This is a genomic window from Glycocaulis sp., from assembly GCF_051859565.1.
Classification (GTDB): domain Bacteria; phylum Pseudomonadota; class Alphaproteobacteria; order Caulobacterales; family Maricaulaceae; genus Glycocaulis.
The window spans coordinates 125,509-143,272 of the sequence record NZ_JBHYFK010000005.1 but is presented as its reverse complement, the minus strand read 5'-3'; the positions used below and the strand labels follow the sequence as shown (position 1 = coordinate 143,272).

The following is a 17,764-nucleotide window of genomic DNA, read 5'->3' as shown; positions in this document are numbered from 1 at the left end:
TCCTCCGGATCGCGTCGGTCTAGCCGAGCTTTACGCCGGCAGCTTCAGCCGCCTTGGCAATGAATTTCATGGTCTGCTGTCCGCCCTGTTCATAGGGCTCCTGACCTTTCGGGTCGAGGATTTGCGCAAAATGCTTTGCGACATTTTCCGGCGTCTGCTCAGCAGGCGGCAGGAAGATGCCGTCTGTCTCGTAGATGCGCGTGGCGGCATACCCGCCAGCCCCGGCGCACAGCACCGTGCGGCTCGGCGCGTCTTCGCTGACGAGATAGACCAGACCCGCCGTGACACTCTCCACCGTCATCAGCTTGAGCGCCTCTTCCGGGATCAGACCCTCGGTCATGCGGGTGCGCGCGGTGGGCGAGAGCGCGTTGACGCGGATATTGTTCTTCGCCCCTTCCAGATGCAGCACGTTCATGAAGCCAACCAGGCCCATCTTCGCCGCGCCATAGTTGGACTGGCCGAAATTGCCGTAAATGCCCGACGACGAACTGGTCATCACCACGCGGCCATAATTGGCCTCACGCATGATCTCCCATACCGCCTTGGTGCAGGTCGCCGCGCCCATGACGTGGACATCGAGAACTGCCCGGAAATCCTCCAGGCTCATCTTGGCGAAGCTCTTGTCACGCAGAATGCCGGCATTGTTCACCAGGATGTCGACCCGGCCCCATTTCTTCATGGTGCTGTCGACCATGTCGGCGACTTCATCGGCCTTGGTGACATTCGCACCGTGCGCGATGGCCTCGCCGCCCGCAGCCTCGATCTCGTTGACGACGGCTTGCGCCGCGCTGATCGAGCCGCCCGTGCCATCGACCGCGCCGCCCAGATCATTGACCACGACTTTTGCCCCGCGCGCGGCCAGCGCCAGCGCGTGAGAGCGGCCAAGCCCTGCCCCGGCGCCCGTGATAATGGCCACACGGCCGTCAAACCGGATATCGCTCATATTACGTGTTCCCCTGATTGTATTTGCAGCTTTGGCTCCGGTAACACCGGAGCGGTTATTTTGCGGCAGGTGTACCCCGCCTTTTTTCTCCGGCGAAGCGAAGCGCTTTTCTTGCTGCAATGCAACAGGGAAGGGAAGCCCCCTCCCCTACCCCTTGCCAAATTCCGGCGTACGCTTTTCCAGAAAGGCCCGGTAGCCTTCCTGAAAATCGGCGCTTGAGAACGCCTCCAGGAAGAGCGCGCGCGTCGCGTCGTCGTCCTCAGCCTGACCGGCTTCGACGAGCGCGATGAGTTGTTTGGTGATTTTTGCCGAGTTGGGTGATGTGGCCTTGAGCAGGCTGGCATAGGCCTCTACTTCCCCGCTGAGCCTGTCCGCCGGCACCAGACGGTTGATAAGGCCAATTGAGAGCGCCTCCCCGGCATCCAGAAGCCGCCCTGAGAACAACATATCCTTGGCCACCGGCACACCGACTGCGCGGATCAGGCGTGCGGTGTCATTGAGTGTGTAGACCAGCCCCAGCTTGCCCGGCGTGATGCCAAAGCGCGAGCCTTCGGCGGCGAACCGCAGGTCACAGGCGAGTGCCAGACCGCATCCGCCGCCCACACAGGCGCCCTCGATCATGGCAAGGGTGGGACGTGGAAAGGCGGCCAGAGTGTCCAGCGCCTTCGCGATGCTGCGCGAATAGGCTTCTGCCCGCTCCGGCGTGGCGTAAACCTCTTCAAACTCGGAGATGTCTGCCCCGGCCGCGAAGCTTCCGCCCGTACCGCTGACGACGAGAAGACGGACATCGTGATGAGTGAGCGCCCGCTCCAGCAGGACGGGGATCGAGCCCCACATCGCCCCATTGAGCGCATTGCGCTTGTCTGGCCGGTTGAGGATGAGGTGGGCGGTCGTGCCGCGCACCTCCAGGCGGATCGGGTCAGTTTGCATGGGCTGAGCCTTGTTGCTTGGCGTTACCGAATAACCGTGGCTGACCGCCCCGGCAATCTGCCAGCAGCCCCTCCTCCCGCTTTTTCACATAGCGGCAATGCGGTGATGATGGTGAGGCTGTCCTTGCATGGACCGGCGTGAGCGCGTAGTGGCAGGCGCATTGGAACACCCCCAGTCAGGGACGCCGCCAGGGCCATGGAAATCGAATTCTTCAGCCGGTTTATCGCCGCGCTTTTCGCGATGATAAACCCGCTTGCCGCCATGCCGGTCTTTCTGTCCCTGACGGCTGGAAACACCCCGCAGGCACAGCGCAAAATGGCCATTCAGGCAGCGATTGCCACGGTGATCGCCTGTTTCGCCATCGCTATTGCCGGCAAGTTCGTGCTTGGCCTCTTTGGCATTGCCATCGACAGCTTCCGCATTGCCGGCGGCATACTGCTCTTCACCATCGCGCTGACGATGATCTCCGGCTCGCGCCACACCTCCAGTGCCGGCACCGAGCGCGAGCGCGCCTCGCAGGAAAATATCGACAACCCTGCCATCTACCCCTTCACCATCCCGATGACGGTCGGCCCCGGCACGATCACCACGCTGATCATTTTCTCCGAGCAGGCTTCCACCAGCCCGGTGAAGATGGGGATGTTCGCAGCCGTTGTGCTGATCGTGGTCGGCCTGCTGCTGGCCGCCCTGCTGGTCGCGCCCTTCCTTGACCGGATGGTCTCACACAGCGCGCGCACCGTCTCCATCCGCATCATGGGGATCATCCTGGCTGCGCTGGCGGTAGAGTTTGTCATTACCGGCCTTCGCGGCTCCGGCCTGATCGCACTTAACGGGATATAGGCGAACGCCTATATCACCGCCTCGTCCGCCGGATCGCGCAGATTGTAGCGCGAGCTCATCACGGCGCCATAGGCGCCCGCCTCCGCGATCAGGATGACATCGCCCTCTCGCGTCTCCGGCATCAGCCGGTCGGCGCCCAGAAGGTCTGCGCTCTCGCAGATCGGGCCGACTATGGAGGCAAGACCCGCCGGGGCCTCGCCCAGCCGGGTGAGATTCACAATCTCATGGCGCGCACCATAGAGCGCCGGGCGGATGAGCGAATTCATGCCGGTGCTGATACCGATAAAGCGGGTGCCAAAGCTCATCTTCACCTGCGTGACACGTGCCAGCAGCACGCCTGCCTCGGCCACCAGATAGCGGCCCGGCTCCATCCAGAGCTCAACGCCGTCCAGCGCGCGTTTCACGCCCGCCAGCTCGCGATCCACTTCGGCAAGATCGAGAATGGGCGCGTCGGGATTGTCAGGCACGCCCAACCCGCCGCCGACATTGATGATGCTGACGCCGCCTATGCTGGATGCGGCCTCGCCCAGAATGCGGCCGATCTCGCGCCAGTGCCCGGCCTCGGTGATACCCGAACCGGCATGGGCGTGCAGGCCCTTCACATTGGCGCCTGCGGCTTTCGCCAGCTCTGCAGCATGGCCGAGCTGTTCCAGCGGGATGCCGAACTTCGCCTTCGGGCCCGCGGTGCGTACATGCTCGTGATGGCCACGCGGACGGTCAGGATTGACGCGCAGAATGATGTCCTTGCCCGCAAACAGGTCCGGCCATTCGCGAAGCGGGTGAAGCCCGTCAATCGTCAGATGCGTGCCGAGCGCAATGGCCGCTTCGTACTCGGCGCGCGGGGCAAAGTTCGGCGTGAAGAGGATGCGGGCGGCGGGCAGATCGGACAGGGTTTCGCGCACGCGCGCCACCTCGCCCATCGACACGCACTCAAATCCGATGCCGGAAGCTTCCACCGTGCGCAGCACATCCGCATGCGGGTTGGCCTTCATGGCAAACCACGCCGCATCAACGCTTCGAAGGCCCGCGACAGCGCGCGCGCGGGCCTCGACGGTGGTCAGGTCGTAGACATACCGCCCGCCCGCATCCGGCGCCTGGGCCAGCAAATCCTCGCGGCGCGTTTCCCACCACGGTGCAGGACGCGCAGTCCCGGCCGCCTTGCCGGCGGGAGCGCTGATCTCGGCCCAGCTCGGCCCGAACACGCGGTCTTCCGGCATCTGCCCGATCAAGCTTTCATGCAGGCTCTTGGCCAGCGCCGCGCCATCGGCCTCGTCCACCACGACGGTGAAATTGAGGTCGTTGGCTGCCTGACTGACCAGATGCACGGGCTTTTGCTGGAAGGCCTCAAAGGCAGGCGCGAGCTGATGGAGGATGCGGCGTATGCCATAGCCCACCATCGAGACAGCCGCCTTGCCCTCCTCGATGCGCACCCGGCAGAGCGGGGCGAGCGCTGCGCGCAGCATGTCCAGACGCGCCGCATCAAGCCCCGGATCAGGGTCCAGCGAGACGGTGACATTGGTCTCGGAGGTCGAGACCTGATCGACGGAAATCCCGCAATGCTTGAAGGCGGCAAAAATGTCAGCGAGGAAACCGGCCTGGCGCCACATGCCAGAGCCCTCCAGCACCACCAAGCGCACGCCGGTCTTCACCGACACGGCCTTCAGGCGCGGCGCGTCGTCGCCGGGCTCGCCAGTGATACGCGTGCCGGGCAGGTCCGGGCGGAACGTGTCCTTCACGAGCATGGGAATGCCCGCGCGCCGGGCCGGGCCGACCGAGCGCGGATGGAGCACCTTGCCGCCCATCGTGGCGATTTCCTGCGCTTCCTCATAGCTGAGCGCGGTCAGCATGCGCGCGCCATCGGTCAGGCGCGGATCAGCGCTGAAAAGGCCGGGCACATCGGTCCAGATTTCCACCCGCGCGGCGCCTGCGCGCGCCGCGAAATAGGCCGCAGACGTATCCGATCCGCCCCGGCCCAGCAGCACCGTGCCGCCCCCGGCGCGCGACGCGATAAAGCCCTGGGTCAGGATCACGTCATGGGGCGCAAGACGGGCAATCAGCGTCTCGTCGCGCTCCTCGCTTACCGCATTGTCGAGCCAGCTGCGCGTCTCATCGTGCGTGTTGGTGCCGGTCAGCACGTCGCGCGCATCAAGGCCTTCAGCCGCAACGCCAAGCTTCTTCAGGAGCGCAAGGCCAAGCGCGGACGCCATGAGTTCGCCGAGCGCCATGGTCTCGGCGCGCACGCGCGCGCTCGCCTCGCCCACCAGCGCCATGCCGGCGGTCAGCGCGTCAAGACGGGTGAACCACGGGGCCAGTATCGCCGCACCGTCCAGCCCTGCCTCCTGCGCAAAATCGAGATGACGCTGGCGGATCGCCGCAGCTGCCGCTTCGCCCTCGCCTGCCAGCGCCAGACCGGGGAGCGCTTCGAGCAGGTTGGAAATGCCTGACAGGGCCGAATGCACGATCAGCACGCGCTCACCATCGGCCAGGCGTTTTCGGGCCAGACGCGCAATGATTTCCCAGTTTTTCGGGCGGGCCACAGAGGTGCCGCCAAACTTCATCACGATAAGGGAACGCGCCGTCATGGGCTCTGCCTTGGTTCGACCGTCCGCAGGACGCGGACACAAACCCCTTCCTTTACCGCTTATGCTGCGCTGCGCAACGGGCAGAGGTATTTGCACTTCACACGGTGTCATGCCAGTGACACGCGGCCGCGCTACCAGCCGGGTACCATTTCCGGCCTGCATGAGGGAAACATGATGACGCCGTTCCGCACCCTGCTCATCCTTGCCACCTTCTCCGGGCTGACCGCATGCGCCAGCACGGACACGCTCCGCGAGGCCGCGTCTGCACCGTCAGATGAGCCGATTGTGCTGATGATCGGCGTGGACGGGCTGACGGCTGACGCGCTGGACCTGTTTGATGCGCCAAACATGCAGGCGCTTGCCAATCGCGGCATCCGGCCTGACGGCATGATTTCAGTGATGCCGAGCGTCACCTTCACCAATTTCTACTCCATCGCGACCGGGCTCTATCCGGAAGATCACGGCATGATCAACAACGCGCCGTTCGACCGCGAGCTGAACGAAGGCTTCGTCAACCCGGTGAGCGCGCAGGACAGCCGCTGGTGGGCGGGCGAGCCGATCTGGATCACGGCAGAGCGTCAGGGGCTGCCCACCTCGATCATGTTCTGGCTGGGCAGTGAGGTTGAGTTTGCCGGAGACCGCCCCACCCGCTGGACGCCCTACGAGCACAACAAGCCCTACGAAGAACGCGTGGAAGAGGTGCTGGCCTGGTTCGACGGGCCGCAAGAGGAGCGCCCGCGCTTTGCCGCCGTCTATTTCGACCTTGTCGACACGATCGGGCACCGTACCGGCGCCAACACGCCCGAAGTTGGCGAGGCGGTTGCGACTGTCGATCGCCATATCGGCGATCTGGTGGCCGGGCTGGAGGCGCGCGGCCTTCTGGAGCGCACCAATATCATCATCGTGTCCGACCACGGCATGGCCACCAACCCGGAAGACCAGGTGATCCATTTCGATCAGTGGATCGATCTCGATACGGTCTATATCCCCGAAATCGAGGGGCGCGGCGGCAATGGCTTCCGCCCCTTCCTGAACGTCTATGGCGAGCCGGACGCGATTGATGCCGCCCATCAGGCCCTTCAGGGCGCACACCCGCACATGCGGGCGTGGAAGCGCGGGGAGATGCCGGACCATTTCCGCTTTGACCATCCCACGCGCGGTCCGGACCTGTTCGTGCTGGCCGATCCGGGCTGGACGATGAGCGCGCGCGCTCTGCCGCTGGGCAGTCCGTGGCGTTCTCTGGGCGTGCACGGGCACGACAGCATCGACCCGCTCATGCACGCAGGCTTTGTTGCCGCTGGTCCAGCCTTCCCCGAAGGCACGCGTCCGGGCCTGTTTGAGAACATCAATGTCTATCTGCTGATCGCGTGCATTCTGGACCTCGAACCTGCCGACACGGCCGGCGATCCGGCCGTGGTGTCCGCCCTGACGGGCGGGCGCTGCGAGCTGGAGTAGTGTCGCGGGCGCAACCAGCTTTCCCACCTCCCGGCTTGGCCTTGCCCGTGCGACAGGCTATCGAAGGAGGAACGAGTCTGTTTGCCACACGGAAGGAAGCCCGGCATGTCCAACGCGCCACATCGCATCACCTTTATCGCGTCGACCTTTTCCGCTGCGGCGCTTGAGTTTCACCGCGGCCGGATGTCCGAGCGGGGCTACCGCATGGAAGGCCGTATCGAGCCGACCGTGTTCCAGCGCATCAATGATGACGGCTCGACCAGCGACGAGTTTGGCGGCGAGCCGGTATTCACCGTGACCTTCACCAAGCGCGAAGAATAGGAAGGCAGGCCACACCTTGCTGCCTGCCAGCCCCGTCCGGCCAGAAGCCGTTGCCGACACATTCGAGCCTGCCACCACCGCAGGAGAGGCCGTCGACCGGCTGAGCGCGCTTTATGCCCGCTCGGTCGCATCCCTGCGCGCGGCGCTGAAAACCTATCTGGGTGGCGGGCTGCCACCGGGCGGTGCAGACCGGGCTTGCGGGCTATTTGCCTATCCCGAGCTCCGCATCACCTACAGGCCGGACGGGCCTGTACCCCCCTTGAGCCGGGCCTTCGGCAAGTTTTCCGAAAGCGGTGTCTACACCCAGACGATTACGCACCCGGAACTGTTCCGCGATTACCTCACGACGCAGATCGGCCTGCTTCAGGGCGAGTATGATGTGCTGGTGGAAACCGGGATTTCCACCCAGGAAATTCCGTTCTCCTACGTGCTGGACGGCGCCGAGGACCTGGACATGGACGGCGCGGCGCCAGCCGAGCTGGTGCGCCATTTTCCCTATGCCGACCTGTCGCGCATTGATGATGCCCTGCCTAATGGCGAGCGGCCCTCCATCCCGGGTACGCCGCGCCCGCTCTCCCTGTTTGACGGCGCCCGCACCGATTACTCGCTCCAGCGCATCAAGCACTATACCGGCACGCCGTTCGAGGATGTTCAGGACTTCATCCTGTTCACCAACTATCACCGCTATGTCGACGCGTTTGTGGCCTGGGCGGCCGAGCAGCTCAAAGGCGACAACGAGTACGAATCCCTGTCAGCGGCGGGATTTGTCCATGTCGATGCCAACACGGATGATCCGCTTGGCGTGGTGGAAAGCGCGCCCTGGCGGCGCTTCCAGATGCCGGCCTATCACCTGAAAGCACCCGGACGGCGCGGTATCACGCTGGTCAATATCGGGGTCGGCCCGTCCAACGCGAAGAACATTACCGACCATCTGGCGGTGCTGCGGCCGGAATGCTGGCTGATGATCGGCCATTGCGGCGGGCTTCGCCACTCCCAGCGCTTGGGCGACTATGTGCTGGCCCACGCATATCTGCGCTATGACGCGGTGCTGGACCGTGACCTGCCGGTGGAAATTCCAATCCCGCCGATTGCCGAGATCCAGATCGCCCTGCAGGACGCAGTCAAGCGTGTCAGCGGCGACAAGGGTGAGGCGCTCAAACGCCGCCTGCGCACCGGCACCGTCGTCACCCATGCCGACCGGAACTGGGAGCTGCGCTATCTGCAGGAAGCCCGGCGCATCAACCAGTCGCGCTCCATCGCTGTCGACATGGAAAGCGCCACGATTGCCGCCAACGGCTTCCGCCTGCGCGTGCCTTACGGAACGCTGCTGTGCGTCTCTGACAAGCCGCTGCATGGCGAGCTGAAACTGCCGGGCGCCGCCAACCGCTTCTACAACAAGTCGGTGTCAGAACACCTGCTTGCCGGGATAGAAACGGTTCACATCCTGAAAGAGGCGGGCTCCGAAGCCCTGCACTCACGCAAGCTTAGAAGTTTTGACGAGCCGCCGTTCCGATAACAATAACGGCTCATTTTTCTGGTGAATGTCATGCAGCCCAAGATACTGACCACGCTGCGGGACTATAGCTGGAAGCAGTTTTCCGCCGATGTGATGGCCGGGATAACGGTGGCACTCATCGCGCTGCCGCTCAGCCTTGCCATTGCGATTGCGTCAGGTGCGGAACCGGCCAAGGGACTTGTCACCGCGATTGTAGGCGGGTTTTTCGTCTCGCTGCTGGGCGGCAGCCGGGTCCAGATTGGCGGACCGACCGGCGCGTTTATCGTCGTGGTGTTCGGCATTATTGCGCAGCACGGCTATGACGGGCTGGTTCTGGCGACCCTGATGGCAGGCCTTATCCTTCTGGCCGCTGGGTGGTTGCGGGTCGGCAATCTCATTGCCTACGTGCCTGAGGCCGTCATCAACGGCTTCACCATCGGCATCGCCATTATCATTGCCACCAGCCAGTTAAAGGACTTCTTCGGGCTGGAACTCGCCATGGTGCCAGCCGAGTTTGTGGAAAAGCTCGCTGCGCTCTGGAGCGCGCGCGGCAGCTTTAATCCCTGGGCGGCAGGCATCGCCGCCAGCAGCCTGGCTGTCATCGCCTTGCTGCGCTGGATGTTCCCGCGCTTTCCCGGCCTCTTGCTGGTGATGGCCACCGCCTCAGTGCTGGTTCTCAGCTTCGGCCTGCCCGTGGACACGATTGCCGCACGCTTTGGCGAATTGTCCGGCGGTTTTCCAGCGCCTTCAGTGCCGGATGTCTCGGTGGAGCGCCTGCTTGCCCTCCTGCCATCGGCCCTCATTATCGCGTTTCTCGCCGCGGTGGAGTCGCTTCTCTCGGCGCTCGTTGCCGACAAGATGATCGAGACGCGCCACCGGCCCAACGCGGAGGTGGCGGCGCAGGGCACGGCCAATCTGGCTTCGGCCCTGTTTGGCGGCATGCCGGTCACAGGTGCCATCGCGCGCACTGCGACCAACATCAAGGCAGGCGGACGCACACCCGTCGCTGGCATCGTCCACGCGCTGGCCCTGTTGCTGATCCTGCTGTTTGCCTCGAGCCTTGCCGGTTATCTGGTTCTGCCGGCGCTGGCCGCCCTGCTCATGCTGACCGCGTGGAACATGAGCGAGCCGCACAAATGGCGCGAGTATGCGAAGCTGCCACGGGCCGATCTGGCCCTGCTGGTGCTCACGCTGCTCTTGACCGTCTTCGTCGACCTGGCGGTAGCGGTCGGGGCCGGTGTGGGCATCGGGCTGGCGCTCAGGCTGCGCAAATCGAAGCCGGAGCCGAAGGACTGGACGCCGCCGAAGCGCTAGGCGCGCTTTGAAGGCTTTGCCGGAAACGGCTCCATGGCGTTCGCACCGCTAATGCGGATGCGTGTGCCGAGCTGGGCCACAACATCAATGGGTGCCGGGCGGCCGAGCAGGAAGCCTTGCCCCTCATCGCAGCTTTCCAGATGCAGAAGATCCAGCTGTTCCTGCGTCTCGATGCCTTCAGCCAGCACGGGAATGGACAGGCTCTTGGCCAGTGCCAGCACGGCGCGCACGACCGCCAGCGAACGCTGGTCGGTCTTCAGCTCGTCAGTGAAGGATTTGTCCAGCTTGATCTTGTCAAACGGGAAGGTGCGCAGCGTGTCGAGCGAGGAATAGCCGGTGCCAAAATCGTCAAGCGCAATCGACACGCCCAGCGCCTTGATCTGCCGCATGATGTGCAACGACTGGACCTTGTCCTTGATGAGCGCCGTCTCGGTCAGCTCGATCTCCAGGCGCGAAGGCGGCAGGCCCGTCTCGATCAGCACCTGATGGATCTGCTGGGGCAGGCCGATATGGGTCAGCTGAATAGCCGAGAGATTCACCGCCACCTTGTGCGGATGCGGCCATGAGACAGCATCCACGCACGCCTTGCGCAGCACCCAGTCACCCAGGGGCAGGATCAGCCCGTTGGCTTCAGCCAGCGGAATGAAGTCTGCCGGGGAGATCGGGCCCTTTGCCGGATGCGTCCAGCGCAGCAGGGCTTCATAGCCGCGCACCTCGCCCGTGCCGATGGCCGTCTGGACCTGATAGTGCAGGGCCAGCTCGTCATTATCGATGGCGTGGCGCAGATCATTGGCGAGCTGGCGGCGTTCGCGCACGATGTCGCCCAGTTCTGAATCGTAGAAACACACATTGATGAGCGGATCGGATTTGGCCCGGTACATGGCGAGGTCGGCATTGCGCACCAGAGCGTCGCGGTCCTCACCGTCGCGCGGGTAGACCGCTACACCGATACTGCCGCCGGTAGAGGTTTCCAGCGCGCCATAGGCAATGGACTCAGACAGCAGCGCCTCAAGCTGCTGGACAAGCTTTTGCAGCTCCAGCTCGTCACCCGTCTTCAGGATGACACAGAACTCGTCACCGCCCAGACGGGCCGCGAAATGACGCGCACCGTCAAACTTGCGCAGGCGTTCGGCCAGTTCGCACAGCACATGATCGCCGGCGGCGTGGCCCCAGCCATCATTGATTTCCTTGAAGCGGTTCAGATCAATCGCCGCGACGGCAGTGCTCCCCGAATACTGACCGGCCAGACGCGCATCAAGGCGCGCATAGAAGCTGGTGCGGTTGGGCAGGCCGGTCAGCGGATCGTGCAGCGCCATATGGCGCAGCTGAGCGTCCTGAGTCTCACGCATGCGCTTCTCGATATAGAAGGTGGCTAGACCGGTGCCGAGGATCAGCACGCCGGCAATCGCCACCGCCACCGCCATCACGGTGAAGGCCTCGGAGCTGGCGCCCGGCTGGTAGCCAAGGATCGGCTCGACCATGAAGGCAGCCATGCCAGTGAAATGCAGGAGCACGATGCCAGTGACCAGCGTCAGCGCTGGCACCATGCAGCGCCAGCCGCCCTGCCAGCGTATGGTCAGGTGAAGCGCGGCGGCACTGAACACGACGGCCAGCACAATGGCCACCGCAATATATCCGCCGTCCCAGGTGACGATGCCATCGACGCGGTAGGCAAACATGCCGGTAAAGTGCATCGCGCTTATCGTGAGGCCGAGCAGAGCGCCACCAAACAGCGGCGCAAACTTAAGATGGCGGTTGGTCGCCACGAGAAACGCCACGCCCGATCCGGCAATGGCGATGAGACCGGAGGCAATCGTCAGCCAGGCATCGAGCGTCACGGCCGTGCCGGGCTGGTAGCCGAGCATCGCGATGAAATGCGTAGTCCAGATCGCCGATCCCGCGCAGATCGCCGCCAAAAAAGCCCAGCCAATGCGGGCCAGCCCCTCTGCCTGCGTCACCTGCCTGTAAAGACGGATAGTGACGCTAGCCCCAACCACGCACATGATGGCCGCGAGCAGCACAAACCAGAGGTTATGCTCCGTAAAGAGGCAAGTGAACACGCGCATCGGACAACCCCACCTAATGGTGCATTCTTATATGTTTTGACGATTTGATAGGTTGCATAGGTTAAATTTCCTTGTTCAGGCGTGCGCAAGCCTTGCTGGCCGAATGCGGGCGGGCTAGGTCAGGTGCATGAGCGATCGTGTCCTGCGCCTTGAGGGCGTCCATAATTTCCGGAAGTTTGGTGCATACGACCTTGTAACAGGCGGCAAGGTGCGTGACGGGCTTTACAGGTCTGGCCAGTTTTCCCGGGCCACCCCTGCCGATATCGAAACCATGGATGGTCTGTCCGTTCGTGTCGTGGCTGATCTGCGCCGCCCGCGCGAACGCGAGGCGGAACCGTCACATTGGCCGCAGCGCGAAGGGGTTGTCGTGCTGGCCAGCGATCATGCCGGGTCGGACGAGCCGCCCCATCTGGTCTTCCTGCGCGAAAGCGACATGTCGCTGGACTCCATTCGTGGCTTCATGACGCAAACCTATCGCCGCCTGCCCTTCGATCCGGGCAATCAGTGGGTCTTCGCCAACGGGCTGCGCCAGCTCGCCGACAGCAAACCCGACGACGGTTTCATCGTGCATTGTGCCGCCGGCAAGGACCGCACCGGCCTGTTCTGCGCCTTGTTGCTGACCGCGCTGGGCGTCGATGAGGAAATGGTGCGCGAAGACTATCTGATGACCAATACGGCTGTTGATTTCGACCGCCTGGTACCGGCTGTCGGCAAGCGGCTGGAAGAGACACTCGGCAAGAAAACCGGCCATGAGGAGCTGCGCGCCTTCCTGGGTGTGGACCCGGTCTATTACGACGCCGCGATGGAGGCGATCGGCGATCAGCGCGCCTATCTGCGCGATGCGCTGGGGCTGGAAGACGCTGTCATCGAACGCCTGCGCGAGACCCTCACCGGATAATGCATCATGGCTGAACCGGCCGCCTCATCAGGGCCTGACCTGCCGCTCGCCTGGCGGGCGCCAGCGGACTATCTTGCGGCGATCGCCGATCAGCCCGGCGCTCTGCTGCTTTCAGGCGGAGACGGGACGCCGCGCGGGCGCTTCAGCTATCTGACAGCGTTTGCAGCGGACATGATGCAATCTCCGGCTCAGGGCGATCCGCTGCAGCCTTTAAAGGCGGCCCGTCTACGCTATCCGGATGCGTGGATTGGCGGGCTTCTGAGCTATGATCTCGCGGCCCGGTTCGAGGCGCTGCCATCACCGCCCGCTCCGCTGACCCCATGGCCGGTAATGGCGATGGGCGTATATCAAGCCGTGGCCGTCTTTGACCATCAGGCAGGCAGCGCGGCCGTTAGGGGTGAACCTGCCGCAGCCGCGCGCCTGCATGCGGCACTCATCTCCGCGCCCGCAACACCCGCCAGCGCGCAGCTAGTGGCACCTCTGCAGCCGGTATGGCGCGAGGAGCGCTATCTGGACGCTGCGAACGCGGCACTTGGCTATGTCCGTGCAGGCGATGTCTTCCAGGTCAATCTGTCCCACCGCTTCAACGCCCGGATCAAAGGCAGGCAGGCGCCACTGGCCGTCCTGAAAGCACTTGCCGCTACCAGCCCGGCGCCATTTGCCGTCTATGTGCGCCTTGATGAGGAGCGGGTGGTGATTTCCAACTCGCCCGAACGCTTCTGGTCACTGGGCAGCGATGGGCAGGTCGAAACACGCCCGATCAAGGGCACCCGGCCACGCGGGAGCAATCGGGAAAGCGATGCGGCACTGGCCGCCGAACTCGCAGCATCGCTCAAGGACCGGGCGGAAAACCTGATGATTGTCGATCTCATGCGCAATGACCTGTCGCGCGTCTGCACGCCCGGCAGCGTGACCGTGCCGGAACTGTTCGCGGTGGAGAGCTTTGCCAATGTCCACCATCTGGTCTCGGCGGTGACAGGCCAAATGGCGCCCGGCAAGGACGTTTTTGATCTGCTGGCCGCCAGCTTCCCGCCCGGCTCCATCACCGGCGCGCCCAAGGTGCGGGCGATGGAGATCATTGCCGAGCTTGAAAGAGAGGCGAGAGGGCCCTATTGCGGCGCAGCCGGTCTTATGTCCCCCGATGGCAGCGCAATGTTCAATGTCATGATCCGTACCGCAGGATTTGTGGCGCACGGCGATGAATGGACGGTCGAGGCGCGCTCCGGCGGTGCCATTACGGTCGACAGCCAGCCGGAGGCGGAGCTTGCCGAGACGCATGCCAAGATCGCGATGCTGAAACAGGCCATCGAAACGGCGGGGCGGCCATGATCTGGCTGAACGGCACCATCATGGAGGCCGGGCAGGCCCGCATCGGCATTGCCGACCGGGGATTTCTGCTGGGCGACGGCCTGTTTGAGACCATGCGGCTTGAAGCGGGCAGCTTGCGCCGCTGGGACCGGCATCTGGCCCGGCTGACCGAAGGCCTTGCGGCGCTGGATATTCCATTTGATGGCGGGCTGGACATACCCGGCATCGCCGCAGATCTCTCCCGGCGCAACGCGCTGGACGCCGCCACCATCCGCCTGACCGTCACGCGGGGTGAAGGCGGGCGCGGGCTGGAAGCGGATGAGGCGGCACCGACTGTCGCGATAACGGCCAGCGCGTTGCCCCCGCGCCCTGACAGTGTGCGCCTGATAACGCTCGACGCGCCGCGCCGCGCGCCGCTCACCCTCGCCGCGCATTACAAGATGATCGGCTATGGCGACAATATCCTTGCCCGGCGGATGGCAAAGGCGCGCGGCGGCGACATGGCGGTGATGCTGTCACCGGAAGGGCGTATCGCCTGCGCCGACAGTGCCAATCTGTTCTGGGTCACGGGCCGGACGATCTACACGCCCTCGCTGGACACCGGCGCTCTTAACGGCACAACGCGGGCGGCCATCCTTGATGGTTTTGCCCGGCGCGGACTGCACGTGGAGGAAGACCATTTCCGCCAGGAATCATTTGCCTCGGCTGAAGCAATCATCGTGACCAATGCCACGCTGGGCGCAGTGCCCGCCGCCATGCTGGACGGGCGATTGCTGAAAACGGACAGCACCCTTGCCGCACTGGTCTGCGATATAGAGCGCGATGCGCGCTAGGCTGCACCCGCGTCTTGATCGGCAGGCAAACAGGCGCATCTTCGCAGATGCAACAATGTTCAAGGGGCCACGCCATGGCCGATACTGCGCCTGAGACACGCCGCTTCACCTTGCCGGATGGCGAGATAAACGCTCTCGTCTGGTCCAAGCCCGGCGCCACCCGGATCATCTTCCTGCACGGCAATGGCTTCAACGCACTCTCGGGGAAGAAGCTGCTGGAGAGGCTGGCAGACCACTACGAGATCATCGCGCCGGACCTTCGTGGCCATGGTGCCACCACCCTGCCCGCTGACCCGGCGCGTCATCGTGACTGGTATGTCTACACCCGCGATATGAAGGCCATGCTGGATCAGCTGGATGACCGCCCCTTCGTGCTGGCAGGCCACTCCATGGGCGGAGTGATCGCCCTGCTGACGGCGGAAAAGCTTGAGACCAAGCCGCTGGGTCTTGCCCTCATCGATCCGGTGATCTTGCCCGGCGGCTTCTACGCCTTCAATCACACTCCGCTCTGGCACCTCACATGGCGGCGCTTCCCGCTGGTGCAGGGTGCGCTGCGGCGGGGCAATTTCTGGCCCGAGGTGCAAGCAGTGAAGGCCCGCTATGCCAGCCGTCCGCCGTTTTCCTACTGGGCGACGGGGGTGCTGGACGACTATCTGGCTGGCGGACTGAAACCCGTTGAAGGCGGCTTCGCCCTCGCCTGCGACCCGCGTTGGGAAGCGGCCAACTATGCCTCACACCGCCATGATCCTGTCCGGGCCGCCAGAAGAGCCGGTGCTCCCATCGCGGTGCTCAAGGCCGAAAAGGCCTCCACCGTGCGCGATGTGGCGGGGCTGACGCGCGCTGGCGCCGTGATCACCCCCCTGCCCGGCCATTCCCACCTCGCCCCGATGGAAAATCCGCAGGCTTGCGCGGACTGGATTGCGGACGTGGTGGAAGGTTTTGAGGGGTAGCGTCTGGACCGGTGTCATCCTCTAGCCGCTCCCAACCTGTCATGGCCCGGTTTATCCGGGCCACCCATGCCTGCAACGACCGATCAGCCGGAAACTCTGAAGGCTTGGGTCCCCCGGACCGCTACGCGGCCGGAGGATGACAATCGGGAACGTTGAGTTGATCTAAGGTCGCACCTTCGCCTCATAGGCAGCGCGGCGTTCATCCAGCACAGGTTTAACTGCCTCGCGCTCGGCCTCGCTCATCTTGGTCCAGCGGCCGAGCTCTTCCATGGTGCGGAAACAGCCGACGCAAATCCCTTCGCGCGGATCGACGAAACAGACCTTGATGCAGGGTGACCAGACGGGTGCGTTCATGGCCTTCACATAAGGCCTGCACCCACTAGCCTGCAAGCGCTTCCCCTTTGTCTGCACCCTGCCTATTGTGCGTTAACACTTGGCGGGCTAGCACCCGCGCTTTCTCGCATCACGCCTGCCGTCCGGGGGACATTCATGGAAGATATGGGCCTGCAGCTGCGCAGCCTTCTGGGCGTGTTCGCCTTTGTCGCCATCGCCTGGGCGCTGGGTCCGCGCAAGATGCCCCCCTGGGTGCTGATCCTGGGCGCGGTGATCGTGCAGTTTGCCATCGCCTTTGCCCTCTACAGCTTTGCGCCCACGCGCGCCTTCCTTGCCTCGCTGACCGGCGTGGTGGAGGTGCTGCAGGCCGCGACCACCATGGGGACGAGCTTCGTCTTCGGCTATGTCGGCGGTGGAGAAGCCCCCTTCCTCATCAACCCGGATGCCAACGCCTCCACCTTCATCTTTGCGTTCCAGGCTCTGCCCATGGTGATCGTGCTGTCGGCGATCTCGGCGCTGCTGTGGCGCTGGCGGGTGCTGGAATTTGCCGTGCGCGGCTTTGCACTCCTGTTCCGGCGTATCCTCAATCTCTCCGGTGCGGCGAGCCTCGGCGCAGCGGCGAACATCTTCCTCGGCATGACCGAGAGCCCGGTTCTCATCCGCCCGCGCCTGCCCACCATGAGCCGATCTGACCTGTTCCTGATCATGACGGTGGGCTTTTCCACCGTCGCGGGCTCGGTGATGGCGATCTATGTCAGCCAGCTCACCGGCATCGTCGCCGATGCGGCAGGTCATATCCTCACCGCCTCGCTGATCTCGGTACCGGCCGCGGTGCTGCTCGCCCGCCTCATGCACCCGCAGGACGAAACAGAGGAGCAGGCCAGCAAGGAGAAGGTGCCGGTCAATCTCTACCATTCCTCGATGGATGCGCTGACCACCGGCGTGTCGGACGGCGTGCGCCTGTTTGTGAACATCATCGCCATGCTGCTGGTGTTCACCGCCATCGTGGCGCTGATCAATTTCTCGCTGGCGACGGCTGGCGAGATCAACGGCGCGCCGATGTCGGTGGAGCGGGTGCTGGGCTGGTTCTTCGCGCCTTTGGTATGGCTGGCCGGCATTCCGTGGGCCGAAGCGCAAACCGCAGGCTCGATCATGGGGCTGAAAACCGCGCTGAACGAGATTTTCGCCTATGACGCGCTGTCCAACACCGGCGATGAGCTGTCGGCGCGCTCACGCCTGATCATGACCTATGCGGTGTGCGGCTTTGCCAATTTCTCGTCCGTCGGCATCCTGATCGGCGGCCTCATTGCGGTGGCGCCCTCACGCCGGGCAGACATTCTGTCGCTGGCCCCGCGCGCACTGATCTCCGGCACGCTGGCCACCCTGATGACCGGCGCCGTGATCGGCGCCCTGCCCGGCGGGTTGTTCGGGCTTTGAGGGCCTGAAACCCCGGGCGAGTGAAACGAGACCCGGGGCCTCTCTCCGCGCTGTTCTGC

At 64.2% G+C, this 17,764-nt stretch carries 15 protein-coding genes; 10 read left to right on the top strand and 5 right to left on the bottom strand.

What is annotated here, in order from left to right:
* Positions 1–19: 19 nt before the first annotated feature.
* Positions 20–943, bottom strand: a complete 924-nt coding sequence (locus tag ACTIGC_RS08855) for an SDR family NAD(P)-dependent oxidoreductase (protein WP_439634051.1) — start codon at positions 941–943, stop codon at positions 20–22.
* Positions 944–1,090: 147 nt separating this feature from the next.
* Positions 1,091–1,873 carry an enoyl-CoA hydratase/isomerase family protein gene (locus tag ACTIGC_RS08850; RefSeq protein WP_439634050.1) on the bottom strand — a complete coding sequence of 261 codons (783 nt, stop codon included), beginning with the start codon at positions 1,871–1,873 and terminating at the stop codon, positions 1,091–1,093.
* 195 nt (positions 1,874–2,068) lie between these two features.
* On the opposite strand from ACTIGC_RS08850, the gene ACTIGC_RS08845 reads away from it, so the two are divergent.
* Positions 2,069–2,713, top strand: coding sequence for a MarC family protein (locus ACTIGC_RS08845; protein ID WP_439634049.1), 645 nt, complete (start codon positions 2,069–2,071; stop codon positions 2,711–2,713).
* Between the two features lie 8 nt (positions 2,714–2,721).
* Here ACTIGC_RS08845 and ACTIGC_RS08840 read toward each other — a convergent pair whose 3' ends face one another.
* On the bottom strand, positions 2,722–5,295 hold the full coding sequence (locus ACTIGC_RS08840; protein ID WP_439634048.1) for a bifunctional aspartate kinase/diaminopimelate decarboxylase: 2,574 nt from the start codon (positions 5,293–5,295) through the stop codon (positions 2,722–2,724).
* A gap of 171 nt (positions 5,296–5,466) precedes the next feature.
* Here ACTIGC_RS08840 and ACTIGC_RS08835 point away from each other — a divergent pair, with 171 nt between their 5' ends.
* The 4 genes from ACTIGC_RS08835 (at position 5,467) to ACTIGC_RS08820 (ending at position 9,880) form a co-directional block, all read left to right on the top strand.
* A complete protein-coding gene (locus ACTIGC_RS08835) occupies positions 5,467–6,750 on the top strand; it encodes an ectonucleotide pyrophosphatase/phosphodiesterase (RefSeq protein WP_439634047.1) in 1,284 nt (427 codons plus the stop codon).
* A 105-nt stretch (positions 6,751–6,855) separates the two neighbouring features.
* Positions 6,856–7,071, top strand: a complete 216-nt coding sequence (locus ACTIGC_RS08830; protein ID WP_127565643.1) for an AMP nucleosidase — start codon at positions 6,856–6,858, stop codon at positions 7,069–7,071.
* A gap of 16 nt (positions 7,072–7,087) precedes the next feature.
* Positions 7,088–8,587 (top strand): AMP nucleosidase, encoded by a 1,500-nt coding sequence (locus ACTIGC_RS08825; RefSeq protein ID WP_439634046.1) that lies wholly within the window; start codon positions 7,088–7,090, stop codon positions 8,585–8,587.
* A gap of 30 nt (positions 8,588–8,617) precedes the next feature.
* Positions 8,618–9,880, top strand: coding sequence for a SulP family inorganic anion transporter (locus ACTIGC_RS08820; RefSeq protein WP_439634045.1), 1,263 nt, complete (start codon positions 8,618–8,620; stop codon positions 9,878–9,880).
* On the opposite strand, the gene ACTIGC_RS08815 is transcribed toward ACTIGC_RS08820, so the two are convergent.
* On the bottom strand, positions 9,877–11,946 hold the full coding sequence (locus tag ACTIGC_RS08815) for a putative bifunctional diguanylate cyclase/phosphodiesterase (RefSeq protein ID WP_439634044.1): 2,070 nt from the start codon (positions 11,944–11,946) through the stop codon (positions 9,877–9,879). The genes ACTIGC_RS08820 and ACTIGC_RS08815 overlap by 4 nt on opposite strands.
* A 127-nt stretch (positions 11,947–12,073) precedes the next feature.
* Between ACTIGC_RS08815 and ACTIGC_RS08810 the strand changes: the two genes are divergently transcribed.
* The 4 genes from ACTIGC_RS08810 to ACTIGC_RS08795 all read left to right on the top strand — a co-directional run bounded on the left by ACTIGC_RS08810 (position 12,074) and on the right by ACTIGC_RS08795 (position 15,935).
* Positions 12,074–12,844 (top strand): tyrosine-protein phosphatase, encoded by a 771-nt coding sequence (locus ACTIGC_RS08810; RefSeq protein ID WP_439634043.1) that lies wholly within the window; start codon positions 12,074–12,076, stop codon positions 12,842–12,844.
* A 6-nt stretch (positions 12,845–12,850) separates the two neighbouring features.
* The gene (locus ACTIGC_RS08805; protein WP_439634042.1) at positions 12,851–14,173 is read left to right on the top strand and encodes an anthranilate synthase component I family protein; all 1,323 of its coding nucleotides are present in this window, start codon (positions 12,851–12,853) and stop codon (positions 14,171–14,173) included.
* Positions 14,170–14,985, top strand: a complete 816-nt coding sequence (locus tag ACTIGC_RS08800; protein WP_439634041.1) for an aminotransferase class IV — start codon at positions 14,170–14,172, stop codon at positions 14,983–14,985. Before ACTIGC_RS08805 ends, ACTIGC_RS08800 begins: the two co-directional genes overlap by 4 nt.
* Before the next feature lie 74 nt (positions 14,986–15,059).
* On the top strand, positions 15,060–15,935 hold the full coding sequence (locus ACTIGC_RS08795) for an alpha/beta fold hydrolase (protein WP_439634040.1): 876 nt from the start codon (positions 15,060–15,062) through the stop codon (positions 15,933–15,935).
* A gap of 162 nt (positions 15,936–16,097) precedes the next feature.
* Here the strand turns inward: ACTIGC_RS08795 and ACTIGC_RS08790 are convergent, their stop codons facing one another.
* Positions 16,098–16,289 (bottom strand): DUF1289 domain-containing protein, encoded by a 192-nt coding sequence (locus ACTIGC_RS08790; RefSeq protein ID WP_439634039.1) that lies wholly within the window; start codon positions 16,287–16,289, stop codon positions 16,098–16,100.
* A gap of 135 nt (positions 16,290–16,424) precedes the next feature.
* Between ACTIGC_RS08790 and ACTIGC_RS08785 the strand changes: the two genes are divergently transcribed.
* The gene (locus ACTIGC_RS08785; protein ID WP_439634038.1) at positions 16,425–17,705 is read left to right on the top strand and encodes a NupC/NupG family nucleoside CNT transporter; all 1,281 of its coding nucleotides are present in this window, start codon (positions 16,425–16,427) and stop codon (positions 17,703–17,705) included.
* Positions 17,706–17,764: the final 59 nt, after the last annotated feature.